The organism is Stieleria maiorica (assembly GCF_008035925.1).
GTDB lineage: Bacteria > Planctomycetota > Planctomycetia > Pirellulales > Pirellulaceae > Stieleria > Stieleria maiorica.
The window spans coordinates 9,110,569-9,124,220 of sequence record NZ_CP036264.1; the positions used below are offsets into that span (position 1 = coordinate 9,110,569).

Annotated in this window: 16 protein-coding genes; 15 read left to right on the plus strand and 1 reads right to left on the minus strand. The window is 58.2% G+C overall.

Features of this window, described 5'->3' with window-relative positions; genetic code table 11:
• Nucleotides 1-19: 19 nt before the first annotated feature.
• The 15 genes from Mal15_RS30960 to Mal15_RS31030 all read left to right on the plus strand — a co-directional run bounded on the left by Mal15_RS30960 (nucleotide 20) and on the right by Mal15_RS31030 (nucleotide 13,101).
• Nucleotides 20-1,513, plus strand: a complete 1,494-nt coding sequence (locus Mal15_RS30960) for a phage portal protein (protein WP_147871297.1) — start codon at nucleotides 20-22, stop codon at nucleotides 1,511-1,513.
• Nucleotides 1,482-3,509 (plus strand): phage major capsid protein, encoded by a 2,028-nt coding sequence (locus Mal15_RS30965; protein WP_147871298.1) that lies wholly within the window; start codon nucleotides 1,482-1,484, stop codon nucleotides 3,507-3,509. The genes Mal15_RS30960 and Mal15_RS30965 overlap by 32 nt, the downstream gene beginning before the upstream one ends.
• Before the next feature lie 63 nt (nucleotides 3,510-3,572).
• Entirely contained in the window at nucleotides 3,573-3,905 is a 333-nt protein-coding gene (locus Mal15_RS30970; RefSeq protein ID WP_147871299.1) for a DUF2190 family protein, read from the plus strand.
• Nucleotides 3,906-3,925: 20 nt separating this feature from the next.
• On the plus strand, nucleotides 3,926-4,252 hold the full coding sequence (locus Mal15_RS30975; protein WP_147871300.1) for a DUF2190 family protein: 327 nt from the start codon (nucleotides 3,926-3,928) through the stop codon (nucleotides 4,250-4,252).
• 29 nt (nucleotides 4,253-4,281) lie between these two features.
• Nucleotides 4,282-4,896 carry a hypothetical protein gene (locus Mal15_RS30980; protein ID WP_147871301.1) on the plus strand — a complete coding sequence of 205 codons (615 nt, stop codon included), beginning with the start codon at nucleotides 4,282-4,284 and terminating at the stop codon, nucleotides 4,894-4,896.
• A 61-nt stretch (nucleotides 4,897-4,957) separates the two neighbouring features.
• The gene (locus Mal15_RS30985; RefSeq protein ID WP_147871302.1) at nucleotides 4,958-5,986 is read left to right on the plus strand and encodes a hypothetical protein; all 1,029 of its coding nucleotides are present in this window, start codon (nucleotides 4,958-4,960) and stop codon (nucleotides 5,984-5,986) included.
• Nucleotides 5,987-6,036: 50 nt separating this feature from the next.
• Nucleotides 6,037-6,270 (plus strand): hypothetical protein, encoded by a 234-nt coding sequence (locus Mal15_RS30990; RefSeq protein ID WP_147871303.1) that lies wholly within the window; start codon nucleotides 6,037-6,039, stop codon nucleotides 6,268-6,270.
• Complete coding sequence (locus tag Mal15_RS30995) at nucleotides 6,267-6,647, plus strand: hypothetical protein (protein ID WP_147871304.1); 381 nt, start codon at nucleotides 6,267-6,269, stop codon at nucleotides 6,645-6,647. Before Mal15_RS30990 ends, Mal15_RS30995 begins: the two co-directional genes overlap by 4 nt.
• On the plus strand, nucleotides 6,644-7,087 hold the full coding sequence (locus Mal15_RS31000) for a hypothetical protein (protein WP_147871305.1): 444 nt from the start codon (nucleotides 6,644-6,646) through the stop codon (nucleotides 7,085-7,087). Before Mal15_RS30995 ends, Mal15_RS31000 begins: the two co-directional genes overlap by 4 nt.
• Nucleotides 7,084-7,641, plus strand: coding sequence for a hypothetical protein (locus tag Mal15_RS31005; RefSeq protein ID WP_147871306.1), 558 nt, complete (start codon nucleotides 7,084-7,086; stop codon nucleotides 7,639-7,641). The genes Mal15_RS31000 and Mal15_RS31005 overlap by 4 nt, the downstream gene beginning before the upstream one ends.
• 15 nt (nucleotides 7,642-7,656) lie before the next feature.
• Nucleotides 7,657-8,067, plus strand: coding sequence for a hypothetical protein (locus tag Mal15_RS31010; protein WP_145215412.1), 411 nt, complete (start codon nucleotides 7,657-7,659; stop codon nucleotides 8,065-8,067).
• Nucleotides 8,068-8,127: 60 nt separating this feature from the next.
• Nucleotides 8,128-8,643, plus strand: coding sequence for a hypothetical protein (locus Mal15_RS31015; RefSeq protein ID WP_147871307.1), 516 nt, complete (start codon nucleotides 8,128-8,130; stop codon nucleotides 8,641-8,643).
• 333 nt (nucleotides 8,644-8,976) lie between these two features.
• Nucleotides 8,977-9,159 carry a hypothetical protein gene (locus Mal15_RS31020; RefSeq protein WP_147871308.1) on the plus strand — a complete coding sequence of 61 codons (183 nt, stop codon included), beginning with the start codon at nucleotides 8,977-8,979 and terminating at the stop codon, nucleotides 9,157-9,159.
• Nucleotides 9,160-9,175: 16 nt separating this feature from the next.
• Nucleotides 9,176-12,310: a phage tail tape measure protein gene (locus Mal15_RS31025; protein WP_147871309.1), complete on the plus strand. Its 3,135-nt coding sequence runs from the start codon at nucleotides 9,176-9,178 to the stop codon at nucleotides 12,308-12,310.
• Nucleotides 12,310-13,101, plus strand: coding sequence for a hypothetical protein (locus Mal15_RS31030; RefSeq protein ID WP_147871310.1), 792 nt, complete (start codon nucleotides 12,310-12,312; stop codon nucleotides 13,099-13,101). The genes Mal15_RS31025 and Mal15_RS31030 overlap by 1 nt, the downstream gene beginning before the upstream one ends.
• Here the strand turns inward: Mal15_RS31030 and Mal15_RS31035 are convergent.
• Complete coding sequence (locus Mal15_RS31035; RefSeq protein WP_147871311.1) at nucleotides 13,062-13,508, minus strand: hypothetical protein; 447 nt, start codon at nucleotides 13,506-13,508, stop codon at nucleotides 13,062-13,064. The two genes, Mal15_RS31030 and Mal15_RS31035, sit on opposite strands and share 40 nt — an antisense overlap.
• Between the last annotated feature and the right edge of the window lie 144 nt (nucleotides 13,509-13,652).

Consider the following 13,652-nt stretch of genomic DNA (forward strand, 5'->3'; position numbering starts at 1 on the left):
GCAACAGGAAACAGCACGGATGCTGAAACGTTTGTCAGGGATCATCGAGCAATTGCGCGGCGGAGGACTCCATCGCTCCGTCGCCTCTGGACGCTCGCCCCGGCAGCCCTTCTTTTCTCGCCTGCGTGCCAAATACGACGCAGCAAACACGACACTCGACAATCTCAAACATTGGTCGCGAGCTGACGGACTGTCAGCCTCCGCAGCGAACAGTCCCGATGTCCGACGAACACTTCGCAATCGATCGCGCTACGAAGTCGCCAACAACAGCTACGCACGTGGTATCACACTGACACTCGCCAACGATGTCGTTGGTACCGGACCGCGACTGCAGATGCTCACCGCAGATGATGCGGCGAATCGGTTTGTCGAGGCAGAGTTCTTCGCTTGGTGCGAAGCGGTCGGTCTTTCGGAAAAGCTGCGAACCATGCGATTGGCTCGGGTCGCAGATGGTGAATCGTTCGGGTTGCTTACGAGCAATGGGCGACTGGAGACTCCGGTGAATCTGGATCTGCGTCTGATCGAAGCCGATCAAGTTGCTTCGCCGACGCTCGCACCCGACACACGTCGCTACCTCGATGGCATCCAATTCGACGCCGACGGCAATCCGATCACATACGACGTCTTGAAGAACCATCCAGGCGATGGCTTCTTTATCCTTGATGATGAATACGACACGGTGCCGGCCGCCGACGTCGTCCACTATTATCGCTGCGATCGCCCCGGACAGATTCGCGGCATCCCAGACATCACGCCGGCATTACCACTTTTCGCACAACTGAGACGATTCACCCTTGCGGTGCTCGCCGCAGCGGAAACGGCAGCTGAATTCGCTGGCATTCTCTACACGGATGCACCCGCGAATGGCGAAGCAGATGCGGCCGAACCCTTTGAGCCGATCGAGCTTGAAAAACGGATGCTGCTGACGATGCCCGGCGGATGGAAGATGGCTCAAATGAAGAGTGAGCAGCCATCGACCACATACGCGGAGTTCAAGAAAGAAATCCTCAACGAGATCGCGCGTTGCTTGAACATGCCGTTCAATGTCGCTGCTGGGAATTCGTCGGGCTACAACTACGCCAGCGGGCGACTCGACCATCAAACCTATTTCAAATCGATTCGTGTCGAGCAGTCGCAACTCGCTCGCGTGGTGCTCGACCGCATCCTGCACGCTTGGCTTCGCGAAGCCATTCTCATCGAGGGCTATCTGCCCAATTCGCTTCGCACGCTCGACTCCACGTTCGAGCACCAATGGTTCTGGGACGGACACGAACATGTCGATCCCGCCAAAGAAGCCAATGCCCAAAAGATCCGTCTCGCCAGTCATACGACAACTCTGGCTATCGAATTTGCGCGGCAGGGGCGTGACTGGGAGACGGAACTCAAACAACGTGCGAAGGAAATCGCCCAGATGCGTGACCTCGGTCTGACGATCGAGTCCGAAACTGATTCTTCATCCGAACCCGAAGTCACGGAAGACCATGCCGAAGACGCTGAACCCCAAACCGCTTGAAGCGGAAGCCGAATCCGTCCCCAGTTCGCTGCGTATCGTCTGCGATGATGCCGCGACGATCACGCTCGCAGCGGCTGATCCGCCGATCGAAGGCGACGACAAGCCGGCGCTTCGCAAGTTTTCGATGGTGGCTTACACAGGCGGCGCGATGAGATTGGGCGGTTGGCCTTATCCAGTTGTCGTTGACTTGGCTGGTCTCCGTGTGACTCGAAAGTCACGCCCGATTCTGAAAGACCATGACCGAGGAGCAATCGTCGGTCACACCGACGACATCAAGATCAGCGATCGATCACTTGAGGTTGCAGGTGTCATCTCGGGAGTCGGCGCGACGGCTCAGGAAGTGATTGCAACCAGTGAAAACGGTTTCCCTTGGCAGGCGTCGCTCGGAGCCAGTGCCGACAAGGTTGTCTTCATTCCAGAAGGCAAAACAGCCAAAGCCAATGGGCGTGATCACAACGGCCCACTCTACATTGCTCGCAAGTCCACCCTTGGCGAAGTCTCCTTTGTCGCTCTCGGTGCTGACGACAACACCGAAGCTCGCGTTGCCGCCGGCCAAGCCGATGAGGACGATCCGGAAACCGGCGATGACGAAACCGCCGTCAACCTCGAACCTGTCAACGCGAGTCTCGAAATGACCACGAAGCCGAAAGCCAAACCACAATCTCAATCGCTTTCGGCCGTCGAACAGATGCGTGCCGAGGCCGCCGCCGAATCACGTCGTATCGCCGGCATTCGCAAACTCTGCGGCGACAAGCATCCCACCATCGAAGCCGACGCGATCGAGCAAGGCTGGTCGGTCACGAAAACGGAGCTCACCGTGTTACGCAGCGAACGCCCCAAAGCTCCCGATCAATCGCAACACTCGCCAAGATACAACCGCGAAGTCCTCGAAGCGGCCGCTTGTTTGTCGGTTGGTATCGACGAAAAGACACTGCTCGCCAGCTATGGCGAGCGAACACTCGAAGCCGCCAACCCACTCCGCCACATTGGACTGAAGGAATTGGTCGCTGAGTGTGCTCGCAGCGAAGGCATTGATGTGCCGCGCGTCTTCGGCGACGGCACCGAAACCATCCGCGCCGGTTTCTCATCCATGAGCCTGCCGAGCATCATGGAAAACGTCATGAACAAGACGTTGCTCGCGGCTTACCAGAACACTCCGATTGCCGCTTTCGATCTTTGCAGTGTCGGCACCGTCTCCGACTTCAAAGAGGTGTCACGCTATCGCTTGCTTGGCACCGGCGGCTTTGAACAGGTTGCTCCCGACGGCGAGTTGAAGCATGGCAAACTGTCGGACCAGAAGTTCACGAACAAGGCCGACACCTACGGTCAGATCCTCACACTGACTCGGCACGACATCATCAACGATGATCTCAACGCTTTCATGGACATCCCACGCCAAATGGGACGTAGCGGCGCTGAGTCGATCGATGACCTGTTCTTCACGCTGCTGCTGAAGAATTCTGGCTTCTTCTCGTCGGGTAACGCGAACTTGCTGGAAGGGGTCGACACCAAGTTCGGGCCAGACAGCCTCACCGTTGCCAAGACGACCTTCCGCAAGCAGAAGGCTGGCCCGGGCGGCAAGCCGAAAGACCAGAAGCCGATCAACATTCGTCCCGAGTACCTGGTTGTGCCGGTCGAACTGGAAACCGAAGCGGAACTGTTGATGGGCTCGGCCCAGCTGATGATCGACGCGCAAGGGTCCCCGACCAAAATTCCGGTCGACAACCCGCACCGCAACAAATACCGCATCATTTCAACGCCGCATCTGTCGGACTCGTACTACCAAGGTGCGTCTAGCACAGCCTGGTATCTGTTCGCCAATCCGCGAGTCCTGCCGGCGTTCGAGATCGTGTTCCTCAACGGCCGCCGCACGCCGGTGATCGAACGTGTCGAGATGCCGCCGAACACGCTCGGCATGGGCTTCCGCTCCTACATCGACTTCGGCGTCAACAGCCAAGACCACCGCGCAGCGGTGAAAGTCACCGGCGAAGCGTAATCCCTGGCGGCCTTGTCTTTCCCGAAGTAGCAAATTACGCGATTAAATTTATTTGAGGTTCCTATGTCTGCAGCAGAGTTTGTTCACGATGGATCGGCCATCGATCACACACCCGTCGCCGACCTTGCAACAGGAGAGATCGTGGTGCAGGGCGATCTTGTCGGCATTACCCGGCGTGCAATCAAAGCGGACACGCTCGGATCGATTGCCGTTGAGGGTGTTTTTGACGTGCCCAAAGATCCTGTCGCTGCGGTTGCCTTCACCGCCGGCCAAAAGGTTTACGTTGACGGAAGCAATGAGCCGCAGACGACAGCGACCGGAAACAAGCTACTCGGCAAGGCGGTGTTGGCGGCTGCAGCCGGCGATGAAAGCGTGCGTGTCCGGCTGAGCCAATAGCGATAGGACGCTGACACGCGATGCCCGCAGCCTTCCTGCACAACGGATCGACCGTTGACTTCGTCCCTGCTGCGGACGTGCCCGCCGGTTCGATCGTTGTATTGGAGGAACTTGTTGGTGTTAGCAGATTCTTCGTTGCCGCAGGTCGTACCGGCGCGATCGCTGTCCGCGGTGTCTTTGACGTTTTGAAAGATCCGTCGACCGACATCGCCGTCGGTACGCGACTTTATTGGTCGACCGTCAGTTGGCATGTGGTCAAGACGGCCAGCGAACACCCGCTGCTTGGTAAGTCGATTTTGCCGGCGGCCCCGGGCAGTTCTTACGTTCGCGTTCTGCTGACGCAATAGTCCTCGAGCCCATTGAAGAGGAAAGCCGAGTGAAAGGTTTTCAGCATGCGATTGCCGCTGCATTTTTGCTTCTACTCCTGACGGGATGTTTGCCGGAGCAGTCAGTACGGGTCCGTCCTCTACCTGCACCACCGGCGGAACGACCTGTCGCCAATCTTCCGCCGCAGCTGCACCAACGCAACTGGACTGGCCGGCTGAATCAAGGCAGCTGCGTCCATGCGTCGCTGGTCAATCACCTGCGTTGGCTCAACGAATACGAGCTTGGCGAACGCTGGCGCGCGACCTACAGCGATGGCGAGTGGGACACGCGGCTGCGAAACCGACTCGATGCTGCCGACATCGACTACAGCTACACGGTCAAAGCCGACCCGAGGTTTCTGGACTGGGCCAATGCAACGCGTCGCGGCGCGATTCTGTGGTGGAAGCCGGCTCACTGTTGCACCTTCGTCGGCTGGGTCGAACGCAACGGTCAACAGTACGCCGCGATTCTTGACAACAACTATCCCGGCAGGTTTGAACTCACCCCGCGAGAACAATTCGTACGACTCTGGGCGGGCTACGGCGGATTTGCCCTGACCGTCATGGAAGACCCGGCCAGTTCCTTGCCCTACCGAAGTTACGAAATTCTCGACGGTGCGTATTAAGTCGAGCGTCGTGCAACCAACGATCGGCAATACACTTTTTCTGCTTGGAGCAACGTGAAATATGAAGGATGAAATTCGGATCCGGCTGAGCGTCGGCCTGATCGTTGTCGCGGTGCTGCATGCGGTCCTGCTCGGTGCAGTATTCTCTGCGCTGCATCGGACACCCAAGCCACAGCCGAAAGACGAGTGGCAACTACCGACAGCGCGGCCGACTCCACAAGTTGGACGGCAAATCGAAAAGCTGCCCGAACCGGCTCAGGTGAACCTGGAAGCTCAAGGCGAACTCAAACAGCAATCTGGCTATTGCCCGCCGTCTTGTCCACCGGTTGTTCGGCCCACGATTCGACCGTATCGCGTCGTTCCCACCAGGCCGGCCGTTAAGCCATCCACTCCCACGCCGTCGACCGTGCCTGCGCCCACCGTGCCGGCGCCGATCATTGTCACGCCCTCCAATCCAAGCGGTAGCGCGGTTCCCGAGACTACGTCGAAACGATACCAGATCGCTTTGTTCGTCGGCAATGACGCAAGGAGCCAGCAGTTGCTGGACTGGTTCAATGAGGATGCCAAGCTCTCGAAACTCCGGCAAAGCTGCGAGTTCCAGGTTTACACCCAGAGCAACGCTCTCTACAAGACCCGCTTTGCCGACATCGTTCCCGCCAGCCAGTTCCCTGTCGTTCTTTTCCAGGATTCAAGCGGCGGTCATGTTCACGCGGCTGGCTACACGATGTTGCCATCGACTCCGGCAGAACTCTATGACGATCTGCGTTACGGCTACGAACTCTATCAGCAAACGCGGCAAGCTCAGAAGACTGGTGCCCTCAAGTCGCGTGGCTATTCCTGGGACTCAGCAATCTCGCCAACGCTCCAACTCTCTCCCGAAGATTGCCCAGACGGCTATTGTCCGATCGAACCGACCGAGCCCACATGGCGGCCCTTCGATCGAGACCGTGATCGCGAGCCACTGTTTGACCGTGATTCCGACGGCCGAAAAGCCCTGATTTGGGCAGGTGCTGGCGAATTGGCGACGCTCGCGTTGATTGTCGTCGCGGTCATTCTGCTCGGATTCATTCTCATCAAGCGAGGCATGTAAGGCTCATGATTCTTGGAATTGCAACTGTTGTCGTCCTGGTGCTCGTTGCCGTGGCCTTGCTGCCGACAAAGAAACGCGACCGAGATGGTAACAATCTCAACTTCACCCAGCCGTTCGTCCGGCCGACCAACTTCCGGCAACAACAGCTCAACGAAGAAGCCGAGGCGATTGCCGACGAATATCAAAGGCGGGCCGACGACGCGTGGCGTGAAGAGTTGGGCGAGAAGGCAGCGACGCTGCTCAAGTCGAAGCCCGCAACCACATCACGGTCTTCCAAATCGTGAGCGACCTGCTGCAGCGTGGTCAAGCCTGGCTGTCGGACAATCTGACCAAGCACGCATCACGATTGGTGACTTATCAACGCGACGAGCTATCCGTCGAGTTGGCGGCCACGATCGGAAAGTCGGAATACGAGCAGGACGACGGCGAAGGGATTATCACCCGCGCTCAAGTCCGTGACTTTTTGATCAATTCCAAAGACCTGCTCAGCAGCGACATCGGCACCTGGCCTCGCCGTGGTGACCGCATTCTTGAAACGGACGGTGATACGACGTTCGTTTACGAGTTGATGTCAATCGGCAATGAACCGCCGTGGCGATACAGCGATCCCTTTCGGGTCAAACTCCGCATCCACACCAAACTGGTCGATACCCTTTCATGACCGCGACTCCCGCCACCATCATACAAATCGCCGAGAGCGTTGTCGCCGAAATCAACGCCGGCGACTTCAGCAAAACGAATCTGGCGGCCCAACGACTCTACGTTCCCAACTTCGATCTCGAGGACATGAAGGAATTGCGAGTCACCGTGGTGCCGCGCGAAGTGGAGTACTTACCGCTTGACCGAGCCAGCAACAAATTTCATGCCACGATCGACGTGGCGGTCCAGAAGAAGTTTTCCAAAGGCGACGCCAAAGAGATCGACCCACTCGTCTTCTTCGTCGAGGAATTGGCCGACTACTTCCGCCTCAAGCGACTCAACTCGTTCGTCGCCGCCCGATGCGTGAAAGTCGAAAACGCGGTGCTGTACTCGGTCGAACACTGGACGCAACTGAACCAATTCACCAGTCTGCTGACGCTCACCTTTGAATTGGCGAAGTGATCCAGATCCGGACACGTGTCCGATTCAACCACGCCCAGCTTCAAAAGAAGGTCCAGGCCGCCAACTTTCGATCGCTCGGGCACGCGGCCGGAACGATTCGACTGACTGCCAAACGGTCGATCCGCAAACGTAAGAAACCGTCCAGCCCCGGATCGCCACCTCACACGCAGACCGGCATGCTTCGTCGCGTGATTCGCTACGAGGTAAATCGCGATCGCGAAGAAGCCGTCGTTGGGCCGGTCAACGAGATTGCTGGCCGACTTTGGAACCTGCACGAGTTCGGTGGCGTTTCCCACAAACGCCGCAAACTCAAACGCCATCGCTTCCGGGTTGGCCAGCACGGTCCGATCCGAGTCATCCGGCCGGGCACGTTTGCTCGGACGAGGTTGCTGACCGGAGCCCAAGCCAACCGTGCCACCCGACTGATCGAAGCAGAAAACGAGAGGCGCGGCGCTTCAAAGCCGCGTCGCTATCCCAAACGCCCATTTATGCGGCCCGCCCTCGAAGCCAATCAGTCACGCTTGCCCAAGTTTTGGCGTGACAGTGTGAAGTAACTCGCGAGAATCAATATGTCAGCAGAAGTAGTCCTCGGTCTCGACGCCGTCCTTACCATCGATGGTGCCGAGATCAAGAACGTCAAAGACCTGACCGTCAATCTTGAGAAGGCCGAGGCGGATGCATCAACGCGAGCCAACAACGGTTGGCGGGCCACCGTGGGGACGCTGAAGGATGCCTCGATCGAGTTCACCGTGCTCAACAAAAACGGCGATACCTCGTTCGGCATGCTGCAGGGACTGTGGAGCAGCGGCACACCCTGCGACGTCGATATCAGTGATGCCGGTGGTTCTCTCACGCTGACCTGCGAAGTCATGAACTTCAATGTCAACCAAAACCTTGAAGAGGTGGTCTCGGCAGACGTGACGCTTAAACCTACCCAATCGGCAACCGGTGGCGGAATCAACGTCCCGGTCGTTACCTAAGCATCGCAATCGCACTTCGGCTCTGCTTACTCGCTCCGAACTCTTCAACTCAATACACACATGCAGAAATTCATTGATCGCCGCGGCCGGGTTTGGATCGTCGATATCGACAACACGACGCTTCGCCGCGTAAAAACACTCACCGACGTTCGCTTGCTCGATGCGATCGATGGCGATTTGATCAATCGGCTGGCAACCGATCCATTGCTGCTCGGCGACGTATTGTTCGCGATCTGCAAACCGCAGGCGGACCAGCAAGACGTTGACGATGAAGCGTTTGCTGAAGGCTTGGCGGGCGACGCGATCGATGAAGCTTGCAAGGCGGTCGTTGATGCGTTGGTGGCCTACTTCCCGGAGTCCCGTCGCCGTCTTCTACGGAAGGCGGCCGAGAAACAGCGGATGATCGAGACCCGGGGACTGGAAGCGATCGAACGGAGGCTGGACGATCCGACGCTGGTGGACTCGATCGTCAGCGATCTGGAACAAAAACTCGGGGTGCCGATGTCGAACGGATCGTCATCGAACTCGCCGGAATTGTCGGAGTCGACCCAGGACCGCTCACCCTCCGCCAACTAATCCAAATGGCCGACGCGCGTCGGCGACATGATTGGAACATCGCTTCAAGCGTGATGGCGCTGACTGCCGAGATCAACCGCGATCGTCGGCGCCGTCGCAAACCTTTCAAGCCCGACGACTTCAATCCATTGGTTCGGGTGACTACGAAGCCGGCTCCCATCACCGTGCCGCAACTGGCAAGCCTTCTCGGGAGACCGCTGAATCCCGCATGAACCCATGAAAGTTCATATCGAACCGATCGCGGCATGCTTACGCGTCTGGTCCAAGCCAGACTCCGTTTACGGTGATCCCTACGACTGGTCAGCAACTTGCCGGTGGATCGACTGCGAAACGATGGAAGTCATCGGTGTTGATAAGCCGGTGACGAAAGCCATGTGCCATGCGATTCGCGATGAAGCTTGGAAGCTTGGCGTGAAAAAGGTCGGCTTCACCAGAATCCGCAATGGATCAAAACGAAGGTTCTGGATCGTCACTACCAACGGCAAAGACTGGTCGGTCTTGACAGAACGTCCATGAAGAGATTTTACCACCCATGTCGCAAGTCAGAGCCGGAGCCGCCTACGTCGAACTGCTGACCAAGGATGCAGCGTTCGTGAAGGGGCTTCGATCGGCTCAAAAGCGACTGCAATCGTTCGGGCAATCAACTCGCTTGCTCGGCACGAAACTCATGGGACTCGGCACCGCCGCGGCGGCCCCTCTGGGAGGTAGCGTTGCCATATTCTCCAACTTCGACGATGCCATGCGGGGTGTCGCGGCGATCACACAGGCGACGGAAACACAGCTGGAGTCGCTACGCAGTACCGCCAAAAAGCTTGGTGCAACAACCAGCTACTCTGCCAGCGAAGTTGCCTCCCTGATGACGGAACTCGGTCGTGCCGGTTTCAAGCCGGAACAGATCGAGAGAATGACCGCCGCGGTGATGAATATGGCTCGCGCGACCGGCACCGATGCCACGCAGGCATCCGGCATCATGGCCGCCACCATCCGGCAATTTGGCATGGAAGCCGGCGAAGCAACTCGCGTTGCCGATGGATTGACCGCCGCGGCGAACAAGTCGTTCAACACGGTGGAGTCGCTCGGCGAAGCCTTGTCCTATGCCGGCCCCGTGGCCGCCGATGCCAACATGAGTCTGGAAGAAACTCTGGCGGTGCTTGGAACGCTTGGCAACATGGGCATCCAAGGCTCATCGGCCGGTAACGCGATGCGTCGCCTGCTGACGATCAGCGCTGCGGAATCGGAGAAGTTTCAAGCCGTCTTCGGTGTGGCAACCAAGGATGCCAAAGGAAACGCCCGATCGCTGGTCGACATCCTGGGCGAAGTCGCTGCGGCCACCGCGAACATGGGCACGGCCGAGAAGGCGGAAAAGCTCAACGAAGTCTTCGGGTTGCTGGGCATCACGGCCGCCAGTTCCATCGGGAAGTCGGTTGCTGATACGCGTGAGCTCTACCAAGAACTGCAGAACGCTGGCGGGATTGCGGCGAAGACATCCGAGGAAATGGAAGGCGGTCTGGGCGGCGCATTTCGGATTCTCAAGTCTTCGATCGAAGGCGTCGCCATCGCAATCGGTGAATCGCTCGAAGGCAGCGTCACCAACATGGTCAATGCGTTTAGCCGCGCTGCTTCAGGGGTGATCGAGTGGATCAATAAGAATCAAAAGATTGTCAAGATTGCGGCGGCAAGTGCGGTCGCCATCATCGGAATCGGCGCCGCACTGTTCACGCTTGGTTCGTTTGCCGCCGCGGCATCCTTCGCCGTTGGAGGCTTGGCCAGCATCTTTAGTTTCATTGGTGCCTCCATCGGCGTCATTGTCAGTGCCGTCGGGATGTTGTTCACACCGCTGGGGCTGGTCGTCGCTGCTATCGCGGCCCTCGGTGGCTATTTCCTGTATTCAACCGGCATCGCTGGCAAGGCTATTGAGTATCTGGGCAGCGTCTTTGAAGTCCTTAAAGCGGAAACGTTGGCCGCCTTCGGTGCAATCGCCAACGCGCTGGCGGCTGGTGATATCACCGCGGCCACCGACGTACTCTGGTCATATCTGAAACTGCAGTGGATCAAAGGCACGACCTTTCTGCAAACCAAATGGGGCGAGTTCACTCAGTACATTGCGGATGTCTGGGCGGACTCGGCCTATGCCATTGGTGATGTGCTGATCGGTGCACTATCTGGATTAGCGGGCGTGTGGAACGAAACGCTCGGATTCATGGCAGACGGCTGGACCATTCTGACGTCCGCGGTCCAGAAAGGCTGGAACAATACGATCGGTTTTTTGAAGAAGGGATTTCTCAAGCTTCATGAACTGGTCGATATCGCCGGTGACGTCGCCGTGCAAATCGGTGGCGTACTGATCAACGCTCTTGCCGGCGTTGAGAAAGCGTGGGTCGAAACGGTCGACTATCTGGCCGACACGTGGACCGTGTTTGTCGGGCAGGTGAAGTCGATGTGGAATTCGACGGTCGGCTTCCTCAAGAAGGCTTGGATCAAACTCAAAGCTCTGTTCGACGACGATATCAATGTCGACGTCGAAATGGCCAAGATCGACGCCGATACCCGCGCGGCCGAGGTGGCGGAGCAACAACGTCGCAACCAGGCAATCATTGAGCGGCAACAGCGACGATCGAAACGGAAACAGGAGATCGAAGCCAACCGCATCGAGATGCAAAAGGGCATCGCGGCTCAACTCGAAGCACGGCGTAAAGCCCGTGAAGGTCGTGATCTCGATGCAGAAATGCAAGCCATCGACGCGGAGACCGATGCTAAGAATACGGTCGTCGATCAGTCGAAACAGCAACAGTTCCGGGAAAACGATTCGGCTCAGGCTCGACGACAGCAACTGATCGACGACACTACGGCCGGCGTCCAATCTACCCTCGACCAAATGCGGGCGGAGTCCAAGGCGGCTCGTGAGGCAGCACGTGCGAATGAGCTAGGCGATCGCCAGCGGAAACGAGACGAGAAGGTTGCCGCAGCGCAAGCCGACTTCGAGGCCGCCATTGATCGTGCAAACAATGCAACCGCACCATCCGACCGTACCGATGAACCTGGTTCCCCACCTGACATTGCCGAGCCGCCGAAACCGCCGGCGTTGCCTGAACTGGTCAATCCTGATGAGGTCGATATTCCCCCCGTCGATCTCCCCGGGATCGATGATCCCGAATTGCAGCCTCCGAACCCTAAGGATCTAAAGCTCGGAATCGATCCTGATGCTCAAGCATCAATCGATCGATTCGCGGATGGTCCCGACAGCACGGCGCAAGTCGAGTCGGCAGGCAACTTCGATTCGCGAGGACTGGGACTCGGCAGCAGTGCGAGAAAGCTGGAACCTCTGAAACTGGATCCAATCGAACCGTTGGACGAGGAGGTAATCGCGGCGCCGCAGCTGAAAATTCCGGAGGAAGATAAACCTGTCGTCGAGGCATTGGCAGAAGTGGAGCCGGAAGCTGACGAACCGGCACTGGATGTTGCGTCGATCAACGAAGCTTTCGCCTCGGTCCGTCAGTCGCTCACCGAATTCGACCTGGCACTCAGTGGTGCCACGTCTCGCTTGCAACTCCCCGTTTCGTCCGGCGATGGCATTACGGAGGACATGAAACGGGCGATCATCGCGACCGCAGAGAACACACGTCGGTTGGTCGAACGATCGAAGTCCGGAGGCTTGGTGTTTAGCTGATGACCTTTTCGGCCGGCGGATACAATTTCGAGACCGCGGCGCTCTCCGAGAAGGCATCGCGAGGAAAATCGCATTCGGACTTCGTCGCCTATGTTGCGACCAACGGTGGCGCAGTCGATCCGGCGGCGGCTGCCAGCGCCGCCTACGGCTATTACAAAGCCAACTTCCCGGACCTGATTCCGTATTTGCAGATCGACGCCGAGTTCATCAACGCCAAGCACGCGTTGGTGAGCGTCACCATCAATAAGACCAAGCTCGATCCGGTCTCGTTCAACACGACCGGAGCAACCACGCACCTCAATCAATCCCTCGGCACCCGCGGAATCTATCCCGCACCGGGCAAGGTCGCTCCGATCTACCAGGGCGCGATCGGCGTCAGCGATTCCGGTGTCGAAGGCGTCGACGTGACCGTACCGGCATTCGAGTTCTCGGTGCGAAAGAAGTTCGAGTGGGTTTCGACCGCCTATTTGCTGGCCGTTGTGGCAATGACTGGCCGCACGAACTCGACCGACTGGTCCATTTTCGCTCCCGGCGAAGCTCTGTTTCTCGGAGCCGACGGTGGCGAAGACGAACAGAATTGGGTCGACATCACTTATCACTTCGCCGCGCGTCCCAACCAACCGGCGTTGTCCGTCGGCGCGATCTCGGGAATCAGTAAGCGGGGATGGGACTACTTGTGGGTCCGGCATGATGAAGAGGTGGTCGGCGATCGCGTTCTACGCCGTCCGGCCGCGGCCTACGTCGAGCAAGTCTATCCGGAGGGCAATTTTAACGCGCTGGGCATCAACTGATGACACGACGAGTTCGCCCCGGCGACCAGTACAATATCACCGCCACCGAGTACAACCGGCTGTTGGCGGCGGCCGATGCACTGCACAAGAATCGGTTGCCCGGTGGAGGCGGACCACGGACATACCTGCAGAACGCGGCGACGGTTCGCGTTCACAACATCACAACGCAGACGATTCCGATTGGTGGCGCGGCTGGATTCGTTCAGCCACTGACCGACCCGCTCGATGGTCCGGTCGAACTCGCTCGATTCGTCCGTGATGCGACAATCAAAGTTGGCAAACCTGGAGCGAGTGCTTCCACGGGTCGCGTGGGCGTCGCGATCGAACCGATCGCCGAAGACAAAATTGGTCGCGTCGTCTTCGATGGCGTTGTCGCGGCTCAAGTCAATATCACCAAGACCTGGCATGACTTTGCCGACGCATCACTGTCGCCGAGCTTCTATCTGGAATCCAAACCAGAGGGTTCGGCCCAGATCCTCTGGCGACGAAATCCGACGGAAACCGGTTTGCAGTGGGCAGTCGTCCGGGTTGGTCATCCGACCGACATCGCA

What these genes read in the sequence shown, in the direction of transcription:
- Mal15_RS31020 (WP_147871308.1), top strand. Translation starts at nt 8,977, where the DNA reads ATGGAAGTCATCGGTGTTGATAAGCCGGTGACGAAAGCCATGTGCCAT.
- Mal15_RS30975 (WP_147871300.1), top strand. Translation starts at nt 3,926, where the DNA reads ATGCCCGCAGCCTTCCTGCACAACGGATCGACCGTTGACTTCGTCCCT.
- Mal15_RS31025 (WP_147871309.1), top strand. Translation starts at nt 9,176, where the DNA reads ATGTCGCAAGTCAGAGCCGGAGCCGCCTACGTCGAACTGCTGACCAAG.
- Mal15_RS30965 (WP_147871298.1), top strand. Translation starts at nt 1,482, where the DNA reads ATGCCGAAGACGCTGAACCCCAAACCGCTTGAAGCGGAAGCCGAATCC.
- Mal15_RS31030 (WP_147871310.1), top strand. Translation starts at nt 12,310, where the DNA reads ATGACCTTTTCGGCCGGCGGATACAATTTCGAGACCGCGGCGCTCTCC.
- Mal15_RS30960 (WP_147871297.1), top strand. Translation starts at nt 20, where the DNA reads ATGCTGAAACGTTTGTCAGGGATCATCGAGCAATTGCGCGGCGGAGGA.
- Mal15_RS30970 (WP_147871299.1), top strand. Translation starts at nt 3,573, where the DNA reads ATGTCTGCAGCAGAGTTTGTTCACGATGGATCGGCCATCGATCACACA.
- Mal15_RS31015 (WP_147871307.1), top strand. Translation starts at nt 8,128, where the DNA reads ATGCAGAAATTCATTGATCGCCGCGGCCGGGTTTGGATCGTCGATATC.
- Mal15_RS31035 (WP_147871311.1), bottom strand. Translation starts at nt 13,508, where the DNA reads ATGCCAGGTCTTGGTGATATTGACTTGAGCCGCGACAACGCCATCGAA.
- Mal15_RS31010 (WP_145215412.1), top strand. Translation starts at nt 7,657, where the DNA reads ATGTCAGCAGAAGTAGTCCTCGGTCTCGACGCCGTCCTTACCATCGAT.
- Mal15_RS31000 (WP_147871305.1), top strand. Translation starts at nt 6,644, where the DNA reads ATGACCGCGACTCCCGCCACCATCATACAAATCGCCGAGAGCGTTGTC.
- Mal15_RS30985 (WP_147871302.1), top strand. Translation starts at nt 4,958, where the DNA reads ATGAAGGATGAAATTCGGATCCGGCTGAGCGTCGGCCTGATCGTTGTC.